Source organism: Agromyces litoreus (assembly GCF_040496015.1).
GTDB lineage: Bacteria > Actinomycetota > Actinomycetes > Actinomycetales > Microbacteriaceae > Agromyces > Agromyces litoreus.
The window spans coordinates 1-25,649 of record NZ_JBEPKA010000024.1 but is presented as its reverse complement, the minus strand read 5'-3'; the positions used below and the strand labels follow the sequence as shown (position 1 = coordinate 25,649).

Sequence of the window (25,649 nt, the reverse complement as noted above, 5' to 3'; positions counted from 1 at the left end):
AAGGATCTCCGCCATGACCCACCACATCCCCGAGGGCCTGCCCGACCGCATCCGCCACTACATCGACGGGGAGTTCGTCGACTCGGTCGGCGGGGAGACCTTCGACGTGCTCGATCCGGTCTCGAACGAGACGTACGTGCAGGCGGCCGCCGGCCAGCAGGCCGACATCGATCGTGCGGTCGCCGCCGCGCGCCGCGCGTTCACGGAGGGCCCGTGGCCGCGGATGCTGCCGCGCGAGCGCTCGCGCGTGCTGCACCGCATCGCCGACCTCGTCGAGTCGCGCGACGCGCGCCTGGCGGAGCTCGAGACCTTCGACACCGGCCTGCCGATCACCCAGGCGCTCGGCCAGGCGCGTCGCGCAGCCGAGAACTTCCGGTTCTTCGCCGACCTGATCGTCGCGCAGGCCGACGACACGTACAAGGTGCCCGGTCGCCAGGTGAACTACGTCAACCGCAAGCCGATCGGCGTCGCCGGGCTCATCACCCCGTGGAACACGCCGTTCATGCTCGAGTCGTGGAAGCTCGCCCCCGCGATCGCGACGGGCAACACCGTGGTGCTGAAGCCGGCCGAGTTCACGCCGCTCTCGGCGAGCCTCTGGGCCGAGATCTTCGAGGAGGCCGGGCTGCCGCAGGGCGTGTTCAACCTCGTCAACGGGCTCGGCGAGGAGGCGGGCGACGCACTCGTGAAGCACCCCGACGTCCCGCTCATCTCCTTCACCGGCGAGAGCCGTACCGGGCAGATCATCTTCGGCAACGCCGCGCCCTTCCTCAAGGGCCTCTCGATGGAGCTGGGCGGCAAGAGCCCGGCCGTGGTCTTCGCCGACGCCGACCTCGATGCCGCGGTCGACGCGACGATCTTCGGCGTCTTCTCGCTGAACGGCGAGCGCTGCACCGCCGGCAGCCGCATCCTCGTCGAGCGCGCCGTCTACGACGAGTTCGTCGAGAAGTACGCCGCGCAGGCGAAGCGCGTCGTCGTCGGCGACCCGCACGACCCGGCGACCGAGGTCGGCGCGCTCGTGCACCCCGAGCACTACGACAAGGTCATGTCGTACGTCGAGCTCGGGAAGGACGAAGGCCGGCTCGTCGCCGGCGGCGGACGCCCGGAGGGCTTCCCGACCGGCAACTACGTCGCGCCCACCGTCTTCGCCGACGTGCCGAAGGACGCGCGGATCTTCCAGGAGGAGATCTTCGGTCCGGTCGTGGCGATCACCCCGTTCGACGGCGAGGCGGAGGCGCTCGAGCTCGCGAACGGCGTGAAGTACGGCCTGGCCGCCTACATCTGGACCAACGACCTGAAGCGGGCCCACACCTTCGCGCAGGGCGTCGAGGCCGGCATGGTGTGGCTCAACTCGAACAACGTGCGCGACCTCCGCACCCCGTTCGGCGGCGTGAAGGCCTCGGGCCTCGGCCACGAGGGCGGCTACCGCTCGATCGACTTCTACACCGACCAGCAGGCGGTGCACATCACGCTCGGCGCCGTGCACAACCCCACGTTCGGCAAGCAGGAGCACCACGACGAGACCGACCTCGACGACCCGGACCCGCGCTGACCGCGCCATCCCACCGACCCATCTCACGCAAGGACGCTGACATGACCCACGACGACAAGACCCTCACCTCATCGGGCTTCCACGTCTCGCAGGAGGCCCCGATCCACGCCGCGAACCCGATCGCGACGCCGGCGGCCGCGCCGCCCGACATCCTGCGCTGCGCCTACATGGAACTCGTCGTCACCGACCTCGAGGCCTCGCGCAAGTTCTACGTCGACGTGCTCGACCTCGTCGTCACCGAGGAGGACGACGAGACGGTCTACCTGCGTTCGATGGAGGAGTTCATCCACCACAACCTCGTGCTGCGCAAGGGCGACGTCGCGGCGGTCGCCGCGTTCTCGTACCGGGTGCGCACGCCCGGGGACCTGGACAAGGCGGTCGCCTTCTACTCCGAGCTCGGATGCCGCGTCGAGCGCCGCGCCGAGGGCTGGACGAAGGGCATCGGCGAGTCGGTTCGCGTCGAGGACCCGCTCGGGTTCCCGTACGAGTTCTTCCACGAGGTCGAGCACGTCGAGCGCCTCGCCTGGCGCTACGACCTCTACACGCCCGGTGCGCTCGTGCGACTCGACCACTTCAACCAGGTCACGCCCGACGTGCCTCGCGCGGTGAAGTTCATGCAGGACCTGGGCTTCCGCGTCACCGAGGACATCCAGGACGACGCCGGAACCGTGTACGCCGCCTGGATGCGCCGCAAGCCGACCGTGCACGACACCGCCATGACCGGTGGGGACGGCCCGCGCATGCACCACGTCGCCTTCGCCACGCACGAGAAGCACAACATCCTCGCCATCTGCGACAAGCTCGGAGCGCTCCGCATGTCGGACCGCATCGAGCGCGGGCCGGGCCGTCACGGCGTCTCGAACGCGTTCTACCTCTACCTGCGCGACCCCGACGGCCACCGCGTCGAGATCTACACGCAGGACTACTACACCGGCGACCCCGACAACCCGGTCGTCACCTGGGACGTGCACGACAACCAGCGCCGCGACTGGTGGGGCAACCCGGTCGTGCCGTCGTGGTACACCGAGGCCTCGCTCGTGCTCGACCTCGACGGCAACCCGCGGCCGGTCGTCGCGCGCACCGACGACTCCGAGATGGCGGTCACGATCGGCGCCGACGGGTTCTCGTACACGCGCAAGGACGAGGACGAGGAGATGCCGACCTGGAAGCAGGGCGAGTACAAGCTCGGCCACCAGCTCTGACCCGCCCGGACGCACGTCGTCGGCGCCTGCATCTGCGCCGACGGCTGTGCAGGTGCGCACGAGCGCACGCGAACAATAGCCCATCCGGGGCGCGACCGGAATGGCTGGCGCGGATCGCCGCGGGCCGGGATGCTTGGTACGTGATCGCGGAACAGGGAACGACCGCTTCGCGGGCGATCACGACCGGGGGGACAGTCCCCGGGGGGTTCACGCCCTCCGGGGCCCGAACGTTCCCGAGGCGTCGTGTACCCACGGCGTCGTGGCCGATCAGAAAGGCATCTCCGTGAACATCCTGCTCATCATCGTCGGCATCATCGCCATCATCCTGCTCTTCACGGGCGGCTTCGTGGAGTCGCTCAACTTCCTGCTCTGGGTCGGCATCATCCTGCTGGTCATCGCGGTCATCGTCTGGCTCGTCCGGATGCTGACGGGCAGCCGCAGGGTCTGACCGGTCCCACCGGGTCCGCTCGCGCGGACCCGTCCACGGCCTCGGGGGAGGCCGTTCGCCGCCCGGCACGGATTCCGTGCCGGGCGGCGTCGTGCGTCCGGGCGAATGCTCGACCGGCGGCGCAGTCGTCGTCGAGTGGCTCTGGCGACCGGCACGACGCGGTGGGACACTACGCGTAGCCGTCCGCTGACGAGGAGGTCATGGTGAACGATCAGGCTGCCGGCGAGGTCGAGGTGCGGTTCGGGTGCGACGCCGGCCGAGCACCGGCGGAGCGGGACTTCGCGCAGGCCGACGGGCAGTCGTTCGAGGGATGAACATGGACATGCTCCGCGGCCACGAGATCGCCGAGGCCCGCCTGGCCGACTGGCGGAAGCTCGCGCAGGGACTGCACGCCCGGTACCTCGTCGACGGCTTCGCCGACGGCGTTCGGTTCCTCACCGCCGTGGGCGAGGCCGGGGATGCCCTCGGGCACCATCCGAGCGTCTCGATGGGCGACCGGCACGTCGACCTCAAGCTCATCAGCGCCGACGCGATCTACCGCGACGACGAGGGCACCGAGCACCGCGTCGAGTGGGTGACCCGGCAGGACGTCGACCTCGCGAGACGGATCACCGAGATCGCCGCCGAGCACGGGCTCGAGCCCGACCCCGGTTCGGTGAGCGTCATCGAGTTGGGACTCGACACTGCGGGCTCCGCGACGATCGCCCCGGTCTGGGCCGCCCTGCTGACGGGGAACACCGAGTCCCAGGGACACGGCTCCCCCAGCGACGAGATCCGGGATGCCACGGGCCGGGTGCCGAACCTGTGGTTCGGGGAGGCCGACGAACCCGCCCGTGCGAGCCAGCGCTTCCACGTCGAGGTGTACGTGGCGCCCGAGGCGGCCGAGCGACGGATCGCCGCGGCGGTGGCCGCGGGCGGGACGGTCGTCGACGACGGCGAGGCACCGTCGCTGACCGTGATCGCCGACCAGGACGGCAACACGGGGGTGGTCTGCATCGACGCGTCGGCTGCGGCCGCGGTCTGAGCGGAGGCGCTGCACCGCGTCCGGGCTCGCGGGTCAGTTGATGATCTCGCCCCGTTCGTCGGCGAGGATCGCCGCGAGCCGGTCGCGCCACTCCTGCAGCGCCTCGGGCGCGAGACGCGTCCAGTCCGCGACCTCGCCGACGATCCGCAACGGGTCGGCGCTCCGGTAGGAGCGGGTCGGGTTCCCCGGGAACTTCTTGTCCGTGACATTCGGGTCGTCCTCGAACGAGCCGGTCGGCTCGACGACGTACACGCGCGGCTCCGCGTCGCCCGGAGCGAGTTCGGCGCTGAGGCCCGCGCCGTCCTGCAGGGCGGTGAAGTAGACGTGGTTCATCACCACCTCGGGGCGATAGTTTGAGCGGAATCCCGCCGTGAGGAGGTCCCCGACCGCGAGGTCCGCCTTCGTGCCGTGGTAGAAGGGCCCCTCGTCGACCGCGTCGGACGCGATGACCTCGAGCGGTCCCTCGTCGGCGGTCGGCCGCTCGAAGTGGTCGAAGTACGCGACTGCGTCCTCCTCCGACAGGGTGAAGTCGTCGCCGTGCTCGAGCCGGCGGGCACGCACCCGGGCCAGGGCCGTCTCCCTCGGCGTGGCCAGGTAGATCGTCTCAGGCTCGATCCCGAACGGCCTCAACAGGGCCCGGTACTCCCCTCGCATACGACGCGACCAGAACGAGAAGTCGAGCACGACGTCCGTCCCGCCGGTCACGAGCCGGAGCAGCCGCGCTCGGAGTTCCCGTTCGATGTCGGCGCGCACCTCATCCGGCAGCGGCATGGAGCGGATTCCCCTGGCCCGCGCCACCTCGTCGAACGAGAGGCGCACCATCCCGCCTCGTTCGAGCCGTCGGGCCACGGTCGTCTTCCCGGCGCCCGCGGGCCCGCACATGAAGACCACGCGCGGCGGGTTCGGGCTCGATGGGTCGATCGGTCTCGACATCCCGCCGGCACCTACCAGATGGTGCCGCCGCCGATCGAGATCCCGCCCCAGGTGAGCGCGATGAAGATCGCGGCGAAGACGACGGGCGCGATGCCCTTGCCGCTGCGCGCGAGGCCCTTGAAGAGCGCGATCACGGCGAGGATCGCGGCGATGACCGAGAGGCCGCCGCCGAGGATCAACCCGATGAACAGGGGGATGGGCATGAGCAGCAGGCCGGCCAGGGCGATCCAGAATGCGGCCCACGCCGCCGGATTCGAGCGGACTTCGACGGAGGAGGTCATGCCTCATTATCTCGTGGATGCGGTCCGCCGGCCGCCGCCCGCGGCGGCGTCGGTGCCCGCACGGCGAGGCATGGTCACGCTCGAGGCGCCATCGGCGTTGCGGTCGCGGTCCGCCACGCCGTGACGACCGCCGGTCGTGACCGCAGCGCGGTCAGAGGAGGAAGTCGATCGCCGCGTCCTTGAACGTCCGCGACGTGAGCGTCGACACGTGGTCGCGCCCCGGGATCGTGACGAGGTCGCTCCCCCAGTCGAGCGCGAGCTGCTGCACGCCGACCGGCACCGGGTCCTGCTCGCCCGCCACGAACAGCACCGGAACGCCGCCCGGGATCGCGAGCGGGGCTCCCGAGACGCCGCCGACCACCGCGAGGAGCGCCTCGCGATCGGCGCCCGCGCGAAGCGCCGGCCCGAGCACCTGGGCGATGACGGGGTTCGTCGGCGGCACGTCGTCGACGAGGTAGGCACGCACCTCGTCAAGTTCCCACGTCGCGAAGAGCTCGGTCGGTCCGGCGCCGCCGACGACCACGCGGCGGACCCGGCCGGGCGCGACCTCGCACAGCGCCGAGATGACGCGATTGCCCATCGAGTAGCCCACCGCATCGCATCGGGCGGCTCCGGCCGAATCGAGCACGGCGACGAGGTCGGCCCCGAGCCGGTCGGGCGCGTACGCGTCCGGCTCGACCGGCTTGTCGCTGTCACCGTGACCGCGCAGGTCGACCGTGACGACCCGACGACCGGAGTCGACGAGGGCACGCACCCATCCGGTGCCCTCCCAGGTGACCGTCGAGTCCGACGCGAATCCGTGCACGAGCAGGACCGGCGGACGCCCGGGCTCGGCGTCGTCGCCGTGCACGCGGTAGGCGATGAGGACGCCGTCGGGTGCTTCGGCGTGCAGGACCGGCGCCGGCGACTCCGCGGGGATCACGCGCGACCCGACCGGTCGGCGGCGTCATCGGAGGCGGCGGCGTCAGCGGCCCCCGCCCCGGAGTCGACGACCTCGCCGGGCGGCAGCTCCGACGAGTCGACGATCGACGCGCCCGCGTGGCCCAGTTCGGCGATCGCCGCCTCGGAGCTCTCGGGAGCGACCCCCGCCACGAGGTCCTCGAGCACCCGGACGTGTCGGCCGTGCTCGATGGCGTCGAGCGCGCTCGCGCGCACGCAGTAGTCCGTGGCGATGCCCACCACGTCGACCTCGGTGACGCCGTGGCGGTCGAGCACCTCGGCGACCGGGTCGCCCGCGTCATCCGTGCCCTCGAAGATCGAGTACGCCGGCACGCCCTGGCCTTTCCGGATGTGCACGTCGACGTGCGCGGTGTCGAGCGCGGGATGGTACTCGGCCCCGGCCGTGCCGGCCATGCAGTGCTGCGGCCAGGTCGTGGCGAAGTCGGGCTCGGCGTCGGTGGCGAAGTGCCCGCCGTTGTCGTCGTCGGCGTTGTGCCAGTCGCGCGAGGCCACGACGAGGTCGTAGCGGTCGGCGTGCTCCGCGAGGTACGCGGTGATGCCCGCGGCCACCGCCGCGCCGCCCTCGACGCCGAGCGCACCGCCCTCGGTGAAGTCGTTCTGCACGTCGATGATGAACAGGGCCCGACTCATGACCGGCTCCTTCGCTCTCGGGTCTGCGGCGCGCCGTCACCGGGCGCCGCCACCCATTCTGTCGCGGATCCGGACCCGGCGGGCGGGCCCTCCGTCATTCGTTCGAGAGGTCGTCGCCGCAGCGGTAGAACGCCGTGGTGAGCGTGTCGATCGCCTGCTTCGCTCCCTCGGTGACCTGTCCGAGCGCGTACACGGCGAACGTGAGCGTCGTGCCGTCCTGGGCGTGGATGATGCCCGCGAGCGTGTAGCCGGTGTCGATCCATCCGGTCTTCGCGAACACCGCACCTGCGGCGGCGGCGTTGTCGCCGGCGAAGCGATCGGCGTACGAGAGCGAACCGCGCGCGCCCGCGACGGGCAGGCCGTCGAGGATGACGCCGAGGTGGCCCTCGCGCGCCTCGACCTTCGCGAACAGTCGAGTGAGGTACGCCGGCGGCACCGCGTTGTCGGGTGAGAGTCCCGACCCGTCGATGACGCGGATGCCGCCCCGCGCGATGCCGTACGACGCGAGGGCCTTCCGGATGGCGGGGTCGATCGCGGCGAAGTCGTTGCCCGTGCCGACCGCGACGGCGACCTGGCGGGCGAGCATCTCGGCCACCGTGTTGTCCGACACGATGAGCGCCTTGTCGATCAGCTGGGCCACGGTCGGCGACCAGACGCGGCCGAGCTCGGCCGCGCCGGCCGGCGCCGTCCCGCGCTCGATGACCGCGATGCCGCCGAGCTCGGCCGCGAAGGCCTCGCCAGCGCGCCCGACGGCGTCGTACCCCCTGGCGGAGGTGTTGGCATACGGGTCGGCGCGGTCGCCGTCGACCATGAGCGCCGTGATCTCCGGCATGTAGCCGAGGTCGCGCTCGGTGGGCGCCCAGCTCGCGTGCCAATCCTCGCCGCCGAAGTACGACGCGTCGAGGACCAGGCGGGTCAGCGGCGGGTTCGACGGGTCGGCGTTCCATGCGTCGCGGACCTGGCGGGCCAGGTCGTCGAGGTGCGCGGCGCCCGGGTACACGGTCTCGCTGCCGCTCGGGGTCCGGGAGAGCGTGAGGTCGCCCCCGCCGACGAGCACGACCGTGCCCGGCTCGGCACCGCGCACGACCGTCGTGGCGAAGCGGTCGTCGGGCTCGAAGACCGCGAGCGCGGCCGCCGCCGTGAGCACCTTCATGACGCTCGCCGTGCGGGAGGCGGTCAGCCCGCCGCGGTCGTAGAGGATCTCCCCCGTCGCGGCGTTCATCACCTGCGCCTGCAGGTTCGCCAGGCGCGGGTCGGCGGCGGCGGCGCCGACCGCGCACGTCCGCTCCTTCGCGATCGGCTCCGGCGTCGGGGTCGGCGTCGGGGTCGGCGTCGGTGTCGGGCTCGGCGTCGGGGTCGGCGCGGCGGCGGGCGTCGTCGGGGCCGGAGTCGCGCCGGTCGAGGTGGCGGCGAACGCGACCGCGGAGCCGAGCACCGCCACGGCGACGACGCCCGCGACGGCGGCGAGCACCCGGTGCTCCGCGATCAGGACGCGGATGCCGCGACGCTCGCGCGGCCCGGTGCCGGACGGGTCGGCGGAGGGCGCGAGCTGTGCGGCCTCGCGTGCCGCGGCCCCGTCATCCGTCTCATCGCTCACCGGGGCATTGTACGAAGGGGAGCCGGACGGCGCCCGGGCACCGGTGCCGCCGGCAGGTCGGGTCGGCTCAGGACGCCGTGCCTCCGCCGCGCGCGGGGCCGCAGACGTCCCGGATGACCCGGCCGATGACCGCGGTGAGCGTCTCGAGCGATCCGGCGTCCACCCATTCGTGGTCCGCGTGCGCCCCGCCACCGCGCGGACCGACGAGGACGGCCGGGATGCCCGCGCCCGCGATCAGGCCGGCGTCGGTCCACCACGGGTCCCCTCGCACCACGGCGGGCTCGCCGGTCACCTCCTCCACCGCCGCGACGACGGCATCGGCCACCAAGGCGTCCGCTCCCGACTCCATCGCCGGACGCGTCACGAGCGGGACGATCCGCGCGGGTCCCGACGGGGCCAGCACCCGCGCGAGCTCGGCGCCGGGGTCGACCTCGCCGGGAAGGGTGCGGCGCTCGACGACGAGCACGCAGCGGTCCGCGACGGTCGCGGCATCCGACCCGCCCTCGATGGTCGCCACCCGCACGCTGCCGGTGCCGAGCAGCGGATGCCGGGGCCCGGACTCGAGCCGCTCGCCGAGCGAGCGCAGGGCGAGGAGGCCGTCGATGGCGCGGGCGATCGCATCGACGCCGAGCTCCGGCTGCGAGCCGTGCGCGGCGAGGCCGTCGTACTCGACACGGAACCAGGCGAAGCCGCGATGGGCGAGCGTGACCTGCAGGTCGGTCGGCTCGAGCACGACGGCGCCGTGCGGGCGGACGCCGTCCCGGTCGAGCTCGACCAGCAGTTCCTCCATCCCGATCGAGCCGAACTCCTCGTCGGCCGCGAACGCGAGGACGACATCGCCCGCGAGTCCGGCGGGTGCTCGCGTGACGGCGACCATCGCCGCGGCCAGCCCGCCGGCCATGTCGTACGCACCGCGCCCCTCGATCGGCTCGGGCGCCTGCGGGTCGCCACCCGTCGGCGCGACGGGCGCCATGCCGGGGCCGCCGACCGTGTCGAGGTGTCCGGCCAGGAGCAGGGTCCGGCCACCGCCGGCGCCGGGACGCCGCGCGAGGACGCTGGGCCTCGCGGGGTCCGCACCGACGATGCGCACCTCGAGTCCGCGGGACGCGAGCCAGTCGGCGACGACCCCGGCGATCTCGCGCTCCCCCGCTCCGCCCGGCACCAGCGACGGGTTGGTCGCGTCCACCGCCACCAGCCGGCGCGCGAGCGTCACGACCGGGGTCTCCGCCGCCATCCGCGGTCGTCCGGCTCAGTCCTCGCCGGGGTAGCGCAGCCCGATCTCGCGGCGGATGCGGTCGAGCGTGCCCATGATCGCGACCGACTGCTCGGTCGAGAGGACGTCGCCCCCGTCGAGTCGCCCGTCGGCGACGAGCCGCTCGAGCGCCTCCGCCTGGAAGTGCATGCCCCGGCCGTCGACCTCCGAGTGGAACTCCTCGAGCACCTCCTCGTCGGGTCCGACCACCCGGAAGCTCGTCGGCGTATACCAGACGCCGTCGATCTCGATCCGCGCGTCGGTGCCGAGCACGAGGGCGCGGTTCGGGCCGCGCGCGTCGCTCGCCGAGAAGGTCGAGGCCATGCGCCCATCGGCGTAGCCGAGTTGCACCGCGATCTCGGCGTCGGCACCGGTCTCCTTGAACACGGCCGTCGACTGGATGACCACCGGCTCGCCGAAGAGGTCCCAGGCGAACGAGATCGGGTAGATGCCGAGGTCGAGCAGGGCACCGCCGCCGAGCTCGAGCGCGTTCAGGCGGTGGCCGGGGTCGTCCGAGAGCTTCTGCGTGTGGTCGGCGACCAGCGCGCGCAGGTCTCCGAGGGTCCCGGCGTCGATGATCTCGCGGATCCGGACCATGTGCGGCAGGTACCGCGTCCACATGGCCTCGAGCGCGAGGCGGCCGTGGTCGCGCGCCGCGTCGGCCACCACCCGCGCCTCGGCTTGGTTCAGGGTGAACGGCTTCTCGATGAGCACGTGCTTGCCGGCGGCGAGCGCGGCGAGCGCCGCACCCGCGTGCCACGGATGCGGCGTCGCGATGTAGATGACGTCGACCTCGGGGTCGTCGAAGAGCGCCTCGTAGCTGCCGTGCGCGGTCGCGAGGTCGAACTGCTCGGCGAACGCCTGCGCCGACTCGTCCGAGCGCGAGCCCACGGCCCGCACGTCGAAGCCGTTGCGCAGCAGGTCGGAGGTGAACTGGCGGGCGATGCCGCCCGTGGCGAGGATGCCCCACCGCAGTCGTGCCGTCATGCGCGCCAGCCTAGTGGGGACCGGACTCCTCCGCGCGGCGGCCCGACACTTGCGCTCCGGACGGTGCGGGCCGGTTGCCACCACGATCCGGACGACGCTGTCCAGATGTGACCCGTTCGGGGCGCTGCGGCGCCGACCGCTTCCCGCTATCTTTCGGCCATGTCGGCACGTTCGAACCGAAGGAGCCGCATCGTCGGCTCGACCGCCGGGGCCATCGTCGCCCTCGTCGCCGTGCTCTTCGGCGCCGCACCATCCGCCATCGCCGTCCCCTCCGACCCGGTCGCGAAGTACGTCTCGCTCGGCGACTCGTACGCCGCCGGGCAGGGCGCCGCCGCCCCACTCGACCAGTGCCTGCGATCCGAGGCGGCCTACCCGGTGCTCCTCGACGCGGTGCCACGCGTCAACCTCCTGCGGCAGGCCGCCTGCAGCGGCGCGACGATCGACGATGTCATGGCGACGCAACTCTCGCAGGTGAACCGCGGGACGACGCTCGTCACCCTCACGGTCGGCGGCAACGACCTGGGCGCCGGCGCGGTCTTCGCCGTCTGCGCGCCCGACCCGACCTCGGTCGCCTGCGCCCTGGCGGTCGGCGAGGCGCAGTCGCTCCTGGCATCCCAGGTGATCGAGGCCGACCTGGTCGACCTGCTGCTGGCCATCGCTGAACGAGCGCCCAATGCGCGGATCGTCGTGACGGACTACCCGATCCCGTTCGAGCTCTCGCCCGACCCGGATCCGCTGCTGGCGACGATCGATGCGGCCACCTTGGAGCTGGACGCGCAGATCGCCTCGGCGGTCGGCACGGCCGCCGGCGCAGGCGTCGACGTCGGCCTGGCGAGCGTCGTTCCCGCCTTCCTCGGACACGGAGCCTTCTCGGCCGACCCGTGGCTGGGTCAGGATCCGACGAACACGCTGACGTTCCTGCACCCGACCGCCTTCGGGCAGTCGGTCTATGCCCAGGTCGTCGACGCGGCGCGGTAGGGCACGGCAACGTCATGTTCCGAGCTGACGGGGTCGATTCATCCGCGAGCGGCGTCCGCGACCCGAGCCCCCGCGTCGCGCTGCTGTTCGCCGCCCTCCTCGCGGCCCTCGCGCTCATCCTGGGCTCGTCACTGGTCGGTCCGACGGATGCCGCGAGCGCGGCCGTCCCGGCCGCCAAGCCCGACAAGCCCGGCGGTGGGGGCGGCGGCAACGGCGGGGGCAAGGGCGGCGGTAAGGGCGGCGGCAACGGCGGCGGCACGACCGCGCTCCAGTACGCCGCGGTCGGCGATTCGTTCGCCGCCGGCGCCGGCGGGGGGAGCTACCTCGACACGACGTGCGACCGCAGCTCGAAGAGCTACCCGATGCTCCTCGACGGCGATGCCGACAAGTCCCTCGTCGCCTTCCCCGCGTGCTCCGGCGCGGACACGTCGGACGTGATCGCCCAGGCGGCGGCGGTTCCGGCCACGGCGAAGCTCATCACGGTCACGGTCGGCGGAAACGACGTCGGCTTCGCCGACGTGATGCAGGACTGCTTCGTCTTGAGGAACACGTCGTGCCAAGCCTCGATCGATGCCGGGGCGGCGATCGCCGCATCACCCGGGTTCACGCAAAGCATCGTGTCGGTCGTCGAGACGCTGCGGGCGCAAGCGCCGGGAGCCACGGTCATCGTCACGGGCTACCCGCTCCTGTTCTGGGAGAACAGTTCCGGGGTGAACCCGAAGTACGCGTACGCCGACGAGGTCAACGACGAGACGGTCGTACTCAACGACGTGATCCAGGCGGCCGCCGAGTCCAGCGGAGCGGTGTTCGTCGATGTCGAGGACGACTTCGCCGGCCACGGCATCGGCAGCTCCAGCCCGTGGATCACCGACTACGTGCTGCTGAACTTCACCTCCGCATTCCACCCGAACCCGAGCGGATACGTCGCCTACGCGGCCGCCATCCGAGCCGTGCCGCTGCCCTGAGCTCGCGACACGACGCGGAGGGCCCGGACTCCCGTCCGGGCCCTCCGCGTTCCCGGCCCGGCGCCGATCGGGGCGGGTCGCACCGGGAGTCCGAGTGGTCAGCCTGCCGCCGCGGCGCGGACCGACGTCGGCTCCCCGCGCTCCGCCGCCCCGGCCTCGAGCGCCGTGGTCCAGGCGCCCGACCCGCCGCGCAGCACCGCCACCGCCGCGCCGATGAACGCGACCACGCCCAGCACGAGCGACGTCCACGTCACCCACGCACCGGAGAGGACGTTCGGCAGGACGAACTCGACGACGGTCCACGCGAGCAGGGCGATCGCCACCCAGCGCGGCGCGATCGCGGAGCGCAGGATCGCGACCGCGACGAGGATTACGCCGAGCACGGTGCCGGCCAGGCCCGCGAGCAGGACCGGGACGAAGGCGCCGCCCTGCGTCGTGGCGAACGCGGCCTCCGCCGCGTCGAGGTCGCCCGACTTCGCGGCGTAGCGTGCCATGCCGAGCGTCACGAGGCTCGCTCCGCCGTAGGCGACGTGCCCGAAGGCGCCGAGCCCGCTGAGCACCGCGCCGAGCGTGCCGAGCACGGGCGAGCGGTGGCTCGCCGCGTGCGCCAGCCCGACCAGGCCGATCGCCCAGAACACCTGCGACCACAGGAACACCTGCAAGCCGATCGCGGCGGTGGCCGAGCTTGCGAGCAGGTCGACGTACTCGCCCGGGTCGTCGGGGAACTCCGGCTGCATCAGGATCCCCACGACGGCGAGGACGATCGCCGCGGCGAGCGAGACGGCGACGAGCACGCGTCGGACGGACGGAAGGGCGCGAGACGTGGACATGGACGGTTCCTCTCCGGTCGGGCCACGACTCACCCGCGGCCATCGGCTCGACGCTATGCGCGGCGCAACGTCGCGGGCATCGGCCGGCGGGCCCGGCCCGATCACCCCGGGTCGACGCGCCGATCACCCCCTGGTGATTCCGCCCGTGCCTCGCGGAGCGCTAGCCTGCGGTCGTGGACCGCCGCACACGATGGCACATCGCGCAGGACGTCGCCGTCGCCGCCCTCGTCGCGGCGCTCGGGCTCGGCGAGGTCTGGGTGCCGTTCGACTCCGTCCAGGGCTCGGGGTCGCCGGTGCTCGGGTCGATCGCGATCGTGCTCTGCGCAGGCCTGCTCGCCATGCGCCGAAGGGTCCCGCTCCTGCTGGTCGGCGTGCCGCTGATCTGGGTCGCGGCCTTCATCGCGACCTCCGGTGAGATGCTGGTCCTCTTCTTCGGCGGCTTCCTCCCGATCCTGCTCGCGCTCTACACCGGCGCGCGGCATGGCAGCGTCGCCACGTCGGCGGCGGTCTGCGGCTCGGTGTTCGCCGCCGTCATCCTGGCCGACCTCTTCGTTCCGGAACTGCAGGGGCCCAGCGAGCAATTCTTCCACTGGGGCGTGCTCCTGACCGTCTTCCTCATCGGCATCGGCATGCGCGTCTCCGAACGACGAGCCGTGGATGCCGCAGTGCGCGCGGCGGCCGCCGAGGCCGAGGCACGCGAGGCCGCCGTCCGCGCCGTGTCCGAGGAGCGCGCCAGGATCGCCCGCGAGCTGCACGACATCCTCGGCCACTCGGTGAGCGTGATGGTCGTCCAGGCCGGCGCCGCGGCCGAGGTCGTGGACGACGACCCCGCCTCCGCGCGTCGCGCGCTGGAGGTCATCCGGTCGACCGGCAGCGACGCGCTCGCCGACGTGCGTCGGGTGGTCGCGTTGCTCCGGGACGACGAGCTGGACGGGCTCGCTCCGCAGCCCGGGATCGCCCGCCTCCCCGAGCTGGTGGACCAGGCCCGCGCCTCGGGGCTCGTCGTGCACTTCCGAGCCGACGACACGAGCGACCTGTCGGCGGGCCGCCAGCTCGCGGTGTACCGGGTCGTGCAGGAGGCGCTCACGAACGTCCGCCGGCACGCGCAGGCGAAATCGGCCACGGTGGCGATCGACCGTGCCGGAGACCGCGTGGACATCACCGTGACCGACGAAGGCGGCGCCGACCGCCCGTCGCGGCCGGACGGACACGGGCTCCTCGGCATGCGGGAACGGGTCGCGCTGTACGGAGGCGCGCTCGACGCCGGCCCGGGACCTCATGGATGGCGCGTCCACGCGTCCCTACCGACCGGAGCCGGCTCGTGACCGCGGCCGCACCGACCAGGGTGCTGCTCGTCGACGACCAGGCGCTCGTCCGCGTCGGGTTCCGGCTCATCCTCGAGCGCGCGGGGCTGCAGGTCGTGGGGGAGGCCGGTGACGGAGCCGCCGGCGTGGTCGCGGCATCCGACCTCGCTCCGGACGTCGTCCTGATGGACATCCGGATGCCAGTCATGGACGGCATCGAGGCGACCCGTCGCATCCTCGACGCCGATGCCTCCCGCCGCGTGCTCGCACTGACCACGTTCGACCTCGACGAGATCGTGTTCGCCGCGGTCCGCGCAGGGGCGTCCGGGTTCCTCCTCAAGGACGTGCCGCCCGCCGACCTCGTGCACGCGGTGGGCGTCGTGGCACGCGGCGACGCGATGCTGGCGCCGGCGCCGACGGCCCGCCTGCTCGAACGGTTCGCGGAGGCCCCGTCCCCCGAGACCGCGCTCCCCCGAGATCTCGACCTCACCGACCGCGAGGTCGAGATCGTCCGCCTGGTCGCCCGGGGCAGGTCGAACGCCGAGATCGGGGCAACGCTCTTCCTCAGCGAGTCGACGGTGAAGACGTACGTGTCGCGCCTGCTCGCCAAGCTCGGAGCGCACGATCGCGTCCAGATCGCGATCCTCGCCTACGAGTCCGGGCTGGTGCGCCCGGGCGAGCGCTCCGGCTGACCAGCCGATCCCGCGGGCCGGGTCGTCGCCGATGCCCCGTCGTGCGCCGAGGGCCGTCCTGCCGCACCGGCACGCACCCGCCGGGCGTCGTCTGCGGCTTCCGAACATCGTTCGCGAGGAGTACGATGATGCTAATCGCATTAGCGCCATCATCGACCAAGGAGGCGCACATGTCGATCACCGCACCACCCCACCCGCCGGACGTCGAAGCGCAGACCTCCGACGCCGATCCTCCCCCGAGCGAACGCGGGGCTGCATCGCACCCGCGAACGGTGCGTCCTTCGCCCGCGAGTCGAGCGCGTGCCCTGATCGAAGAGGCGTGGCGCCGTACCGGGCACCGTCGCATCCTGATCGCGGTGGTGTGGACGGCCGCGTCGATCGGCGCGATCGCGCTCGCGGTCGGATTCGTCCGCCCGACGGTGCTCTCCGGCGGATCGGAGCGCCCCATCGACCTGAGCGGACGACCCGCCGCCGCGGCGACACCGATCTGGGGAAACGGGACCCTGGCCACGGTGGGCACGACCGTCGCGGGCGATCGCAGCGACATCTACCTCCTCGCATCCGGCAGCACGGTGCCGGCCCAGCTGACGTCGACACCGGACCTGGACGAGTACGCGCCGTCGTGGTCGCCGGACGGCACCCTGCTCGCGTTCATCCGGTCGGATCCTCCCGACCCCGAGCGCCGGGGCCGGTTCGCGAATGCGGCGGCGTGTCTCGAGGTGTGCGATCTCGTCGTGGTCGACGGGACGTCGGCCGCCGCGGTGTTCTCGATCGGCATCGCGCACCCGCTCCAGATCCGGGAGGAGGGCTTCCGAGACTCGATGGTCCCGAGCTCCATCGTCTGGGCACCGGACGGCAGGTCGCTCATCGTCGACCGGGGCTGGTGCGGCATCGGCGGATGCGGCGGTCTCGCCTCCGTCGGGTCCGTGCTCGTGGATGTGGAGCACGCCCGCACCGTCGAGGTCCCGCCGGAGATCTCCGTCCTGGGCTGGTCGCCCGACGGGCGGTGGCTCGCGTTCACCGATGCGCAGGGAGTGTCCGGTCGATCGTTGGTGGTCGTTCCCGCCGGACACCTCGACGAGTCCTCCTTCACCGATCCTGAGGAGCGCGCCGGATGGATCGTCTTGGCCGAGTCCCCGTCGTGGGCGATGAGCATCGACTGGGCGGCGGACTCATCCGAGGTCCTGCTCAACGCGGGCATGATCTTCGGACCCGGCCCGGGCGAATCTTGGCAGCCCGCGACGATCGATGCGATCGCCGTCCCCGAGGGACATCGCCGCACCGTCATCGCCGACGGAGCGAACCCGATGGCCTCGCCCGACGGCCGACGCCTCGCGTATCACACCGGCTACGAAGTCAACGGCGACGGCGAGATCCTGACCGACATCTGGGTCGCAGATCTCGACGGAGCCGACGCGCTCCGGATCGCCGAGAACGCCGCCGCCGACTCGTGGTCGCCGGACGGCCGGTTCCTGGTCGCCCATGACGACCGATCCTGGTTCACCATCGCGGCGGACGGCACCGACCGGTCCGACCTGGCGGTGAGGGCCGTGGGAGGCGGGGTGCCGTGGGGGCCGACCGCATCGTGGCAGGGCGTCCCCTCAGCAGAGTGACCGGCCGGCGTTCCCGCCGTGGGCGCGCTGGCGGAACGGCAGTGCAGACGCGGAAGGCCCCCTCCGCACTGGAGGGGGCCTTCCGATGGAGCCGCCTGTGGGAATCGAACCCACGACCTATTCATTACGAGTGAATCGCTCTGCCGACTGAGCTAAGGCGGCGTGGCACTCGATGCGATTCGCACCGAACGGCACGAGAGACCATGTTAGCGGGTTTTCGGAGCGCTCATGACCACGGGCCGGGCCGTGGGTCAGCACTGCGGATCGGACACGGGCACCACTCCGTCGAGCAGGTAGGCCTCGACGGCATCGTCGACGCAGGCGTTCGACTTGCGGTACGCCGTGTGCCCCTCGCCGTCGTAGCTGACGAGCACCCCGGAGTCGAGCTGGTCGGCGAGCGCCACGGCCCACTGGTACGGGGTCGCCGGGTCGCCGGTCGTGCCGACGACGAGGATGGGCGCAGCGCCGTCGGCCGTGATCGGCGCCCGTGCCGCCTGCTCACCGGCCGGCCACTGCGCGCACCCGATGTCGCCGTAGCCGAAGTAGCGGCCGATGATCGGGGCGGACGCCTCGAGCTCGGCGGCGCGTTCGCGCATCGCGGCGACGTCATCGTCGTACTGGTAGTCGAGGCAGTTGATCGCTCGGAACGCCTCGGTCGAGTTGTCGCGGTACGTCCCGTCGGCCTCGCGACCGTTGTAGAGGTCGGCGAACGCGAGCGCGATGTCGGCCTCGCCGAACATCACCGACTCGAACATGTCCGAGAGGTACGTCCAGCTGTCGGCGCTGTACAGCGGGAAGATGATCGCGGTCACGAGCGTGTCGGCGCCCACCGAGCGGCCATCGCTCCCTCGCAGCGGGCTGCGCTCGACGGACTCGATCAGGCGCGACACCTCGTCGGCGGCGTCGTCGACCGATCCCGAGAACGGGCAGTCGTCTCCTGCAAGGCAGTCGGCGAGGTAGGCGCGGAGCGCCTCCTCGAACCCGACGGCCTGCGCGACGTTGACCTCCTGGTTGCTCGCGGCCGGATCGATCGCACCGTCGAGCACGAGACGCCCCACCTTCTGCGGATACAGGCCGGCATAGGTCGCGCCGAGGAACGTGCCGTAGGAGTACCCGAGGTAGTTGAGTTCCTCGTCGCCCAGCACGGCGCGCAGCAGGTCGAGGTCGCGCGCGGCACTGACGGTGTCGACGTTGGCGAGCAGCTCGCCCGTCTCGTCGCCGCACGCCTCCCCGAACTCGCGACTCGACGCCGTGACCTCGGCGATCCATTCGTCGCTCCCGCGCTCGCCCGGCACGATGCCGTACAGGAACTCGTCCATCCGGGCGTCGTCCACGCATCGCACCGCAGTGGAGCGACCCACTCCACGCGGGTCGAATCCGACGACGTCGAAGCGCTCCTGCAGCGCCGGACCGACCGCGTAGTCGAGCGACTCGGAGATGAACTCCACGCCGGAGCCGCCCGGACCACCGGGGTTCACGAGCAGCGAGCCGATGCGTTCTCCCGTGGCCGGCTGGCGGACGAGGGAGAGGTCGATCTCGCCGGCCGCCGGATCGCTCCAGTCGAGCGGCGCGCGTGCCGTCGCGCACTGGAGGTCGTCGCACCGTTCCCACTCCAGCACCTGCGAGTAGAACGGCTCGAGCTCGGCGGCGACGGACTCCCCCGTCGGCGACGAGCGCTCAACCGGGGCGCCGAACAGCGACGGCATGGCGCAACCGGTCAGGACGGCGGCGCCCGCGACGATCACGGCGAGCGCACGCAGCAGGCGGCGCCCGGAGGTCACGAGCGGACTCCTCGCGCGAGGTCGGGGCGTCGGATCGCCGAGACGAGCATCGCCTCGAGTGCGAGGGCGGGCTGGACGTTGCCGTCGATGCGGATGCGGGCCTCCTGGATGGCGTCGAGCGTGGCCAGCGTCTGCGCGGGCTCGGCCGCGGCCGCCGCGCTGGCGACATCGGCGGCGATCTCGAGGTTGACGAGCTCGACGCCGGCGCCGAGCTGGCTGACGAGGATGTCGCGGAACAGCGACGCGAGGTCGACCAGGATGCGGTCGATCCCATCGCGCAGGCTCCGCGTCGCGCGCCGCTTCTGGTCCTCTTCCAGGGCGCGCAGCTGCGACCGCAGGGCCGCCGGGACCGACTGCCCCGGTGCGACCCCGAGCGAGCGGAGCGTGTGCTCGCGCTCCTCGGCGTCGCGGAGCTCGGTGATCGCCTTCGCGTCCTCGCCGGCGATCTCGAGCAGGCGCGCCGCGGTGAGGACGGCGCCCGGCGTCGAGCGGACCTGGAGGACGAGGCGGAGCGTCTCCTCGCGACGCTGCCTGGATTCGGCGCTGGTGGCCAGGCGGTGCGCCATCCCGATGTGGCTCTGGGCCTCGCGGGCGGCGCGTTCGGCGAGCGCTCGCTCGACGCCGTCGCGTCGCACGAGGAGGTCGGCGACGGCCGCGACATCCGGCACCTGGAGTCGCAGCGAGCGCACGCGGGAGCGGATGGTGGGGATCAGGTCGGCCTCGCTCGGGGCGCAGAGGATCCAGACGGTCCGCTCAGGCGGCTCCTCGAGTTCCTTCAGCAGTACGTTCGACGTCTGCTCGGTCATCCGGTCGGCGTCCTCGACGACGACGACCCGGTGGTGTCCGACCGACGGAGCGTAGTGCGAGCGCTCGACGATCTTGCGCACGTCGGCGACCTTGATGATGACGCCCTCGGTCGCGAGGACGTGCAGGTCGGGGTGGCTGCGCGCCTCGACCTGGACGCGCACCGCCGGATCGCCGTCCGGGTCGCCCGAGAGGAGCGACTCGGCGAACGCGTACGCCAGGTTCGATCGTCCGGAGCCGGGCGGACCGGTGATCAGCCAGGAGTGCGTCATGTCGGACGCCGTGCGCCCGTGACGGGCGACCGCGGCCGCCGCGGCCGAGCGCAGGACGTCGATCGCCGCATCCTGCCCGGTCAGGTCGCTCCACACGCTCACGGTTCCACGCTACCTTCGGCCGAGGACACGTCGGCTGTGAGTCGACGACCCCGCAGGGACGGATCGCTCATCCGATCGCCCGGACCCGATCGCGGATCCGGGCGGCGATCTCCTCGACCGGGAGCGTCGCATCGACGACCATCACGCGGTCGGGCTCGGCACGGGCGATCGCGAGGTAGGCATCGCGGACGCGCTCGTGGAACTCCCCCGCCTCGGCCTCGAGCCGGTCGTACCTCGTGCGCGCGCCGTCGAGCCGGAGCCGGGCGACGTCCCACGGAAGGTCGAGCAGGATCGTCAGGTCGGGAGCGAGACCCTCGGTCGCCCACTCCGAGATCGTGCGGACCTCGTCGGCGTCGAGCACGCGGCCCGCGCCCTGGTAGGCGACCGACGAGTCGACGTAGCGGTCCTGTACCACGACCTCGCCGCGCGCGAGCGCGGGGCGTACGACCGTCGCCACGTGGTGGGCGCGGTCGGCGGCGTACAGCAGGGCCTCCGCCCGGGGAGCCACGTGGCCGCGGTGGTGCAGCACGATCTCCCGCACCTCGACCCCGACCTCGGTGCCGCCGGGCTCGCGCGTGCGCACGACGGTGCGCCCGTCGGCCTGCAGCCACTCCTCGAGGAGCTCGGCCTGCGTGGACTTGCCGGATCCGTCCCCGCCCTCGAGCGTGACGAACAGGCCGCGGCTCACGAGTTCTTCTTGGTCGAGCGGGTCGTGGTGCGCTTCGCGCCGGACCCGCCCGACTTCGCGGTGCCCCGCTTGGCGCGCGGTGCCGCCGGGCCCTTGTCGCGCTTGATCTGCAGCAGCTCGATCGCCCGCTCGAACGTGATGTCCTCCACGGACTCGCTCCGCGGGATGGTCGCGTTGGTCGTGCCGTCGGTCACGTACGGGCCGAAGCGGCCGTCCTTGACCTTGACCGGCTTGCCGCTGACCGGGTCCTCGGCGAACTCCTTCAGCGCACTCGATGCCCGGCGCGCGCCGTACTTGGGCTGGGCGAAGAGCTCCTCCGCGCCGGCGAGGTCGATGTCGAAGATGGCGTCCTCGCTCGGAAGCGTGCGCGTGTCGGTGCCCTTCTTCAGGTAGGGGCCGTACCGCCCGTTCTGCGCGGTGACCTCCTCACCCGATTCCGGGTCGAGGCCGACCACACGCGGAAGGTCGAGCAGCTTCAGCGCCGTCTCGAGGTCGACCTCCTCGGGCTGCATGCTCTTGAAGAGCGACGCCGTGCGCGGCTTCGGAGCCGCGGCCTTCTTGGTGCCGCGCTTGGGCTTCGCTTCAACGACCTCGCCGGTCGCCGCGTCGACCGAGGGCTCGGGCTCCGGCTCGAGCTCCGTGACGTACGGACCGAACCGGCCGTCCTTCACCACGATCTGCTTGCCGTTCTCGGGGTTCAGACCCAGCACCCGATCGCTCTGCACGGGTGCATCGATGAGCTCCTGCGCCTTCTCGCGCGTGAGCTCGTCGGGTGCGAGCCCGTCTGGGAGGTTGACGCGACGCGGCGTCGCATCGGTCGCGGCGTCCGGCTCGACGACCTCCAGGTACGGTCCGTAGCGGCCGATCCGGAGGGTGACGCCCTCGGCGATCGGAATGGAATTGATCTCGCGGGCGTCGATGTCGCCGAGGTTGTCGACGACCTGGCGCAGGCCCTTGTGCCGGTCGCTGCCGAAGTAGAACTCGTTCAGCCAGTCGACGCGGTCGGCCTCGCCGGATGCGATGCGGTCGAGGTCGTCCTCCATCTCCGCCGTGAAGTCGTACTCGACGAGGTCGCCGAAGTGCTCCTCGAGCAGGCGGACCACCGAGAACGCGACCCAGCTCGGCACGAGCGCCTGGCCGCGCTGCGTGACGTAGCCGCGGTCGAGGATGGTCGAGATGATCGAGGCGAACGTCGACGGGCGGCCGATGCCGAGTTCCTCGAGGCGCTTCACGAGGCTCGCCTCGGTGTAGCGCGGCGGCGGGCTGGTCTCGTGGCCCTTGGCCTCGAGCTCCGCGAGGCCGACGACCTCGCCCTCCGCGAGCTGCGGGAGCTTCGCCTCACCGGGTGCGTCGTCGGCGTTGCGCTCCTCGTCGCGGCTCTCCTCGTACGCGGCGAGGAAGCCGCGGAACGTGATGACGGTGCCGCTCGCGGTGAACTCAGCGGTCGTGCCGGCGACGGGGGTGGTCGGCGATTCCGGAGCCGCGGCGTCGGTGGCGGTCGGACCCACCTCGATCGTGACCGTCGCCGTCTGCCCCTTCGCGTCGGCCATCTGGGAGGCGACCGTACGCTTCCAGATGAGGTCGTAGAGCTTGAACTCGGTGCCGCGGAGCACGCTCTGGAGCTCCGACGGGGTGCGGAAGACCTCTCCGGACGGCCGGATCGCCTCGTGGGCCTCCTGGGCGTTCTTCGACTTGCCCGCGTACGCGCGGGGCTTCTCGGGAATGCTCTCGGCCCCGTACAGCTTCACGGCCTGCGTCCGCGCCGCCTGCACGGCCTGCTGCGAGAGCGAGACCGAGTCGGTGCGCATGTAGGTGATGTAGCCGTTCTCGTAGAGCGACTGCGCCACGCGCATGGTGTCGCGGGCCGAGAGCCGAAGCTTGCGAGCCGACTCCTGCTGGAGCGTCGACGTCGTGAAGGGCGCGGCCGGGCGACGCGAGTACGGCTTCGACTCCACGCGCGACACGCGGCGCGGCACCGCGTCGTCGTGCAGCGCGGCCGTCAGCGCCCGGGCGGTCGGCTCGTCGAGCACGACCGCCTTGCCGGTCAGGCGCCCGGCGTCGTCGAAGTCGCGCCCCGTCGCGATCCGATCGCCGCCCACGCGCACGAGCTTCGCCTCGAACGACGCGGCGTCCTTCGTGAACCGCCCGACGAGGTCCCAGTACGAGGCCGCGACGAACGCGAGCCGCTCGCGCTCGCGATCGACGACGAGCCGGGTGGCTGCGGACTGGACGCGCCCGGCCGACAGGCCGGGGCCGACCTTCCGCCAGAGCACCGGCGAGACCTCGTAGCCGTAGAGGCGGTCGAGGATGCGTCGGGTCTCCTGCGCGTCGACCAGGGCGGTGTCGAGTTCGCGGGTCTGGTCCTTCGCCTTGAGGATGGCGTCCTTCGTGATCTCGTGGAAGACCATGCGGTGCACCGGGACCTTCGGCTTGAGCTCCTGCAGCAGGTGCCAGGCGATGGCCTCGCCCTCGCGGTCCTCATCCGTCGCCAGCAGGAGTTCGTCGGCGTCCTTCAGGGCGCGCTTGAGTTCGGCGACCGTCTTCTTCTTCGCGTCGGAGACGACGTAGTAGGGCTCGAAGCCGTTCTCGACGTCGACCGAGAACTTGCCGAGCGAGCCCTTCTTCAGTTCGGCCGGAAGGTTCTTCGGCTCCACGAGGTCGCGGATGTGCCCGACCGACGAGAGCACCTCGTAGCCGTCGCCGAGGTACTGGGCGATCGACTTCATCTTCGTCGGCGACTCCACGATCACGAGCTTCTTCGCGCCAGACACCGGACTCCTCTTGCTTGATTTCGGGAACGAGAAACGCACAACCTCGCCGCGCCCCCGAGCGGTGTGCCTATCGGTCGGCTGGGTGACCGCCGACAAGCCACACCATACACATACCGGCCGTGAGCATGCCGACCTCGGACATCGGCCGTCAAGGACGTCCGGCCCTTGCGACTGCGGAGGACGGGTGGACAATGTCGCCATGGACACGTCATCGGGCACCTACACTGCGAAGCTCGTCGACGGGCCGCTCGAGGGGAAGACGGTCTCGACCGGGTTCCTGGACACCGGCGACCCGAAGCCGAGGATCGACTTCTCCGGCGACGGCGGCAAGCGCTACGTCTATTCCCGTGCTGCCGGCCTCGAGTTCGACGCACCGGACGACGACCGGCCGTCGGCGGTCGAATACCGCTTCATCGAGACCGTCTTCGACTGACGGACGCGTCGGGCCGGCGGCCGCTCGTCACCTGCCGCCAGCCCGACGCCCGTTCAGCGGGCGACGGTGAAGTTGAAGATGGACGTGTCGAAGCGGTTGTAGCCCTCGTAGTCGATGAGGTCGTACAGCTCCGCCCGGTGCTGCATCTGCGGGAGCAGCCCGGTGAGGGCGCCCGCCTCGGAGAGCTCGTCGAGGCCGCGCTCGGCGGCGCCCATCGCCAGGCGCAGGAGCGAGACGGGCCAGATCACGAGGTTCATCCCGACGTCGGCCAGCTGCTGCACCGTGAACAGCTCGCTCTTGCCGAACTCGGTCATGTTGGCGAGCAGCGGCACGTCGACCGCGGCGCGCATGGCCGCGAACTCCTCGAGCGAGCGCATCGCCTCGGGGAAGATCGCGTCGGCCCCCGCATCCACGAGCGCCTTGGCGCGGGCGATCGCCGCGTCCAGTCCGTCCACCGCCGCGATGTCGGTGCGGGCCATGACCAGGAAGTTCGGATCGCGGCGGGCGTCGACGGCGGCGCGGATGCGCTGCAGCGCGGTGTGCTCGTCGACGACCTGCTTGCCGTCGAGGTGACCGCACCGCTTGGGGTTGATCTGGTCCTCGATGTGCAGGCCCGCGAGACCGGCGTCCTCCATCTCCTGCACGGTTCTCGCGACGTTCATCGGCTCGCCGAAGCCCGTGTCGGCGTCCACGATCGCCGGCAGCTCCGTCATCCGTGCGATCTGCTTGGCCCGGCCCGCGACCTCGGTGAGCGTCGTCAGCCCGATGTCCGGCAGTCCGAGGTCCGCGGACAGGACCGCGCCGGAGATGTAGACGCCGTCGAAGCCCTTGCGCTCGATGAGTCGCGCGGACAGCGGGTTGAAGGCGCCGGGGAAGCGGAGCAGTTCCCCACTCGCGAGACGCTCGCGGAATGCGGCCCGCTTGTCGGCCGGGGTGGTCTGGGCGTACAGCATGGGTCCTCCTAGAAGATGCCGGTGGGGGTTTCGGTGTGGGCGAGGACGCCGGGGGCGGCGGTGATGGTCAGCTGGCCGAGTTCGTCCGCGCCGAGCTCGGGCAGGCGTTGCGCGAGGTCGAGGAACCGGTCGATCTCGTCCTCCTCGAGCACGTCCGCGGCCAGGGTGCGGAACTTGGCCACGTACTGCTCCCGCCCGAACGGGCGCGCCCCGAGCGGGTGCGCGTCCGCGACCGCGATCTCGTCCACGATCTCGCCCCCGTCGGCCAGGCGGATCACGACCCGACCCCCGAACGCCTTCTCCCCGATATCGGACGAGTGGTACCGGCGCGTCCACTCCGGATCCTCGACCGTGGACACCTTCCGCCACAACGCGACCGTGTCCGCCCGATGCGCCCGCTCCGGACGATACGAATCCGCGTGATGCCACACCCCGTCCTGCAACGCGACCGTGAAGATGTACGGGATCGAGTGATCCAACGTCTCCCGCGACGCGTCCGGATCGTACTTCTGCGGGTCGTTCGCCCCCGACCCGATCACGTAATGCGTGTGATGCGAGGTGTGGATCGTGATCGACTCGATCCGGTCCGGGTCATCCAGG

At 71.9% G+C, this 25,649-nt stretch carries 24 protein-coding genes, 1 tRNA gene and 1 pseudogene; 10 read left to right on the top strand and 16 right to left on the bottom strand.

Going from position 1 to position 25,649, the window contains the following annotated elements:
• Positions 1–13 precede the first annotated feature (13 nt).
• The 4 genes from hpaE (at position 14) to ABME01_RS14960 (ending at position 4,223) form a co-directional block, all read left to right on the top strand.
• Positions 14–1,549: a 5-carboxymethyl-2-hydroxymuconate semialdehyde dehydrogenase gene (gene hpaE / locus ABME01_RS14975; RefSeq protein ID WP_353829224.1), complete on the top strand. Its 1,536-nt coding sequence runs from the start codon at positions 14–16 to the stop codon at positions 1,547–1,549.
• 41 nt (positions 1,550–1,590) lie between these two features.
• Positions 1,591–2,751: a 3,4-dihydroxyphenylacetate 2,3-dioxygenase gene (gene hpaD, locus ABME01_RS14970; protein ID WP_353829223.1), complete on the top strand. Its 1,161-nt coding sequence runs from the start codon at positions 1,591–1,593 to the stop codon at positions 2,749–2,751.
• A gap of 259 nt (positions 2,752–3,010) precedes the next feature.
• On the top strand, positions 3,011–3,199 hold the full coding sequence (locus tag ABME01_RS14965; protein WP_353829245.1) for a hypothetical protein: 189 nt from the start codon (positions 3,011–3,013) through the stop codon (positions 3,197–3,199).
• Positions 3,200–3,515: 316 nt separating this feature from the next.
• Positions 3,516–4,223: a VOC family protein gene (locus ABME01_RS14960; protein WP_353829222.1), complete on the top strand. Its 708-nt coding sequence runs from the start codon at positions 3,516–3,518 to the stop codon at positions 4,221–4,223.
• Positions 4,224–4,256: 33 nt separating this feature from the next.
• On the opposite strand, the gene arr is transcribed toward ABME01_RS14960, so the two are convergent.
• The 8 genes and pseudogenes from arr to ABME01_RS14920 all read right to left on the bottom strand — a co-directional run bounded on the left by arr (position 4,257) and on the right by ABME01_RS14920 (position 10,863).
• Positions 4,257–4,670, bottom strand: a complete 414-nt coding sequence (gene arr, locus ABME01_RS14955; RefSeq protein WP_353829243.1) for an NAD(+)--rifampin ADP-ribosyltransferase — start codon at positions 4,668–4,670, stop codon at positions 4,257–4,259.
• A 39-nt stretch (positions 4,671–4,709) separates the two neighbouring features.
• Positions 4,710–5,156, bottom strand: a pseudogene (locus tag ABME01_RS14950) (P-loop nucleotide/nucleoside kinase family protein); the annotation flags it as partial.
• Positions 5,157–5,167: 11 nt separating this feature from the next.
• Positions 5,168–5,437: a hypothetical protein gene (locus ABME01_RS14945; protein ID WP_353829221.1), complete on the bottom strand. Its 270-nt coding sequence runs from the start codon at positions 5,435–5,437 to the stop codon at positions 5,168–5,170.
• 151 nt (positions 5,438–5,588) lie between these two features.
• Positions 5,589–6,359: an alpha/beta fold hydrolase gene (locus tag ABME01_RS14940; protein WP_353829220.1), complete on the bottom strand. Its 771-nt coding sequence runs from the start codon at positions 6,357–6,359 to the stop codon at positions 5,589–5,591.
• On the bottom strand, positions 6,356–7,027 hold the full coding sequence (locus ABME01_RS14935; RefSeq protein WP_353829219.1) for an isochorismatase family protein: 672 nt from the start codon (positions 7,025–7,027) through the stop codon (positions 6,356–6,358). The genes ABME01_RS14940 and ABME01_RS14935 overlap by 4 nt, the downstream gene beginning before the upstream one ends.
• 94 nt (positions 7,028–7,121) lie before the next feature.
• Entirely contained in the window at positions 7,122–8,624 is a 1,503-nt protein-coding gene (locus ABME01_RS14930; protein WP_353829218.1) for a D-alanyl-D-alanine carboxypeptidase/D-alanyl-D-alanine-endopeptidase, read from the bottom strand.
• A gap of 67 nt (positions 8,625–8,691) precedes the next feature.
• Positions 8,692–9,858 (bottom strand): M20/M25/M40 family metallo-hydrolase, encoded by a 1,167-nt coding sequence (locus tag ABME01_RS14925; RefSeq protein WP_353829217.1) that lies wholly within the window; start codon positions 9,856–9,858, stop codon positions 8,692–8,694.
• Between the two features lie 15 nt (positions 9,859–9,873).
• Entirely contained in the window at positions 9,874–10,863 is a 990-nt protein-coding gene (locus ABME01_RS14920) for a Gfo/Idh/MocA family protein (RefSeq protein WP_353829216.1), read from the bottom strand.
• A gap of 159 nt (positions 10,864–11,022) precedes the next feature.
• On the opposite strand from ABME01_RS14920, the gene ABME01_RS14915 reads away from it, so the two are divergent.
• Together ABME01_RS14915 and ABME01_RS14910 are read left to right on the top strand one after the other, a co-directional pair.
• Positions 11,023–11,841 (top strand): SGNH/GDSL hydrolase family protein, encoded by an 819-nt coding sequence (locus ABME01_RS14915; protein WP_353829215.1) that lies wholly within the window; start codon positions 11,023–11,025, stop codon positions 11,839–11,841.
• Positions 11,842–11,855: 14 nt separating this feature from the next.
• On the top strand, positions 11,856–12,806 hold the full coding sequence (locus ABME01_RS14910; protein WP_353829214.1) for an SGNH/GDSL hydrolase family protein: 951 nt from the start codon (positions 11,856–11,858) through the stop codon (positions 12,804–12,806).
• 98 nt (positions 12,807–12,904) lie between these two features.
• Here the strand turns inward: ABME01_RS14910 and ABME01_RS14905 are convergent, their stop codons facing one another.
• Positions 12,905–13,636, bottom strand: coding sequence for a hypothetical protein (locus ABME01_RS14905; protein WP_353829213.1), 732 nt, complete (start codon positions 13,634–13,636; stop codon positions 12,905–12,907).
• A gap of 173 nt (positions 13,637–13,809) precedes the next feature.
• Here ABME01_RS14905 and ABME01_RS14900 point away from each other — a divergent pair, with 173 nt between their 5' ends.
• The 3 genes from ABME01_RS14900 (at position 13,810) to ABME01_RS14890 (ending at position 17,245) form a co-directional block, all read left to right on the top strand.
• On the top strand, positions 13,810–14,961 hold the full coding sequence (locus ABME01_RS14900; protein WP_353829212.1) for a sensor histidine kinase: 1,152 nt from the start codon (positions 13,810–13,812) through the stop codon (positions 14,959–14,961).
• The gene (locus ABME01_RS14895) at positions 14,958–15,632 is read left to right on the top strand and encodes a response regulator (RefSeq protein WP_353829211.1); all 675 of its coding nucleotides are present in this window, start codon (positions 14,958–14,960) and stop codon (positions 15,630–15,632) included. The genes ABME01_RS14900 and ABME01_RS14895 overlap by 4 nt, the downstream gene beginning before the upstream one ends.
• 356 nt (positions 15,633–15,988) lie before the next feature.
• A complete protein-coding gene (locus tag ABME01_RS14890) occupies positions 15,989–17,245 on the top strand; it encodes a hypothetical protein (RefSeq protein ID WP_353829210.1) in 1,257 nt (418 codons plus the stop codon).
• Between the two features lie 86 nt (positions 17,246–17,331).
• Here ABME01_RS14890 and ABME01_RS14885 read toward each other — a convergent pair.
• The 5 genes from ABME01_RS14885 to topA all read right to left on the bottom strand — a co-directional run bounded on the left by ABME01_RS14885 (position 17,332) and on the right by topA (position 23,663).
• A tRNA-Thr gene (locus tag ABME01_RS14885) sits at positions 17,332–17,407 on the bottom strand.
• Positions 17,408–17,496: 89 nt separating this feature from the next.
• Positions 17,497–19,026: an alpha/beta hydrolase gene (locus ABME01_RS14880; RefSeq protein WP_353829209.1), complete on the bottom strand. Its 1,530-nt coding sequence runs from the start codon at positions 19,024–19,026 to the stop codon at positions 17,497–17,499.
• Entirely contained in the window at positions 19,023–20,204 is a 1,182-nt protein-coding gene (locus ABME01_RS14875) for a DNA polymerase III subunit delta' (RefSeq protein ID WP_353829208.1), read from the bottom strand. The genes ABME01_RS14880 and ABME01_RS14875 overlap by 4 nt, the downstream gene beginning before the upstream one ends.
• A gap of 67 nt (positions 20,205–20,271) precedes the next feature.
• Entirely contained in the window at positions 20,272–20,892 is a 621-nt protein-coding gene (gene tmk, locus ABME01_RS14870) for a dTMP kinase (RefSeq protein ID WP_353829207.1), read from the bottom strand.
• Entirely contained in the window at positions 20,889–23,663 is a 2,775-nt protein-coding gene (gene topA / locus ABME01_RS14865; protein ID WP_353829206.1) for a type I DNA topoisomerase, read from the bottom strand. Before topA ends, tmk begins: the two co-directional genes overlap by 4 nt.
• Positions 23,664–23,862: 199 nt before the next feature.
• Here topA and ABME01_RS14860 point away from each other — a divergent pair, with 199 nt between their 5' ends.
• The gene (locus ABME01_RS14860) at positions 23,863–24,096 is read left to right on the top strand and encodes a hypothetical protein (protein WP_353829205.1); all 234 of its coding nucleotides are present in this window, start codon (positions 23,863–23,865) and stop codon (positions 24,094–24,096) included.
• Positions 24,097–24,149: 53 nt separating this feature from the next.
• Here the strand turns inward: ABME01_RS14860 and prpB are convergent, their stop codons facing one another.
• Both prpB and ABME01_RS14850 read right to left on the bottom strand, forming a co-directional pair.
• Complete coding sequence (prpB, locus tag ABME01_RS14855) at positions 24,150–25,049, bottom strand: methylisocitrate lyase (RefSeq protein ID WP_353829204.1); 900 nt, start codon at positions 25,047–25,049, stop codon at positions 24,150–24,152.
• An 8-nt stretch (positions 25,050–25,057) separates the two neighbouring features.
• Positions 25,058–25,649: MmgE/PrpD family protein (locus ABME01_RS14850; protein ID WP_495532345.1), on the bottom strand; the 592-nt coding region annotated here is incomplete at its 5' end.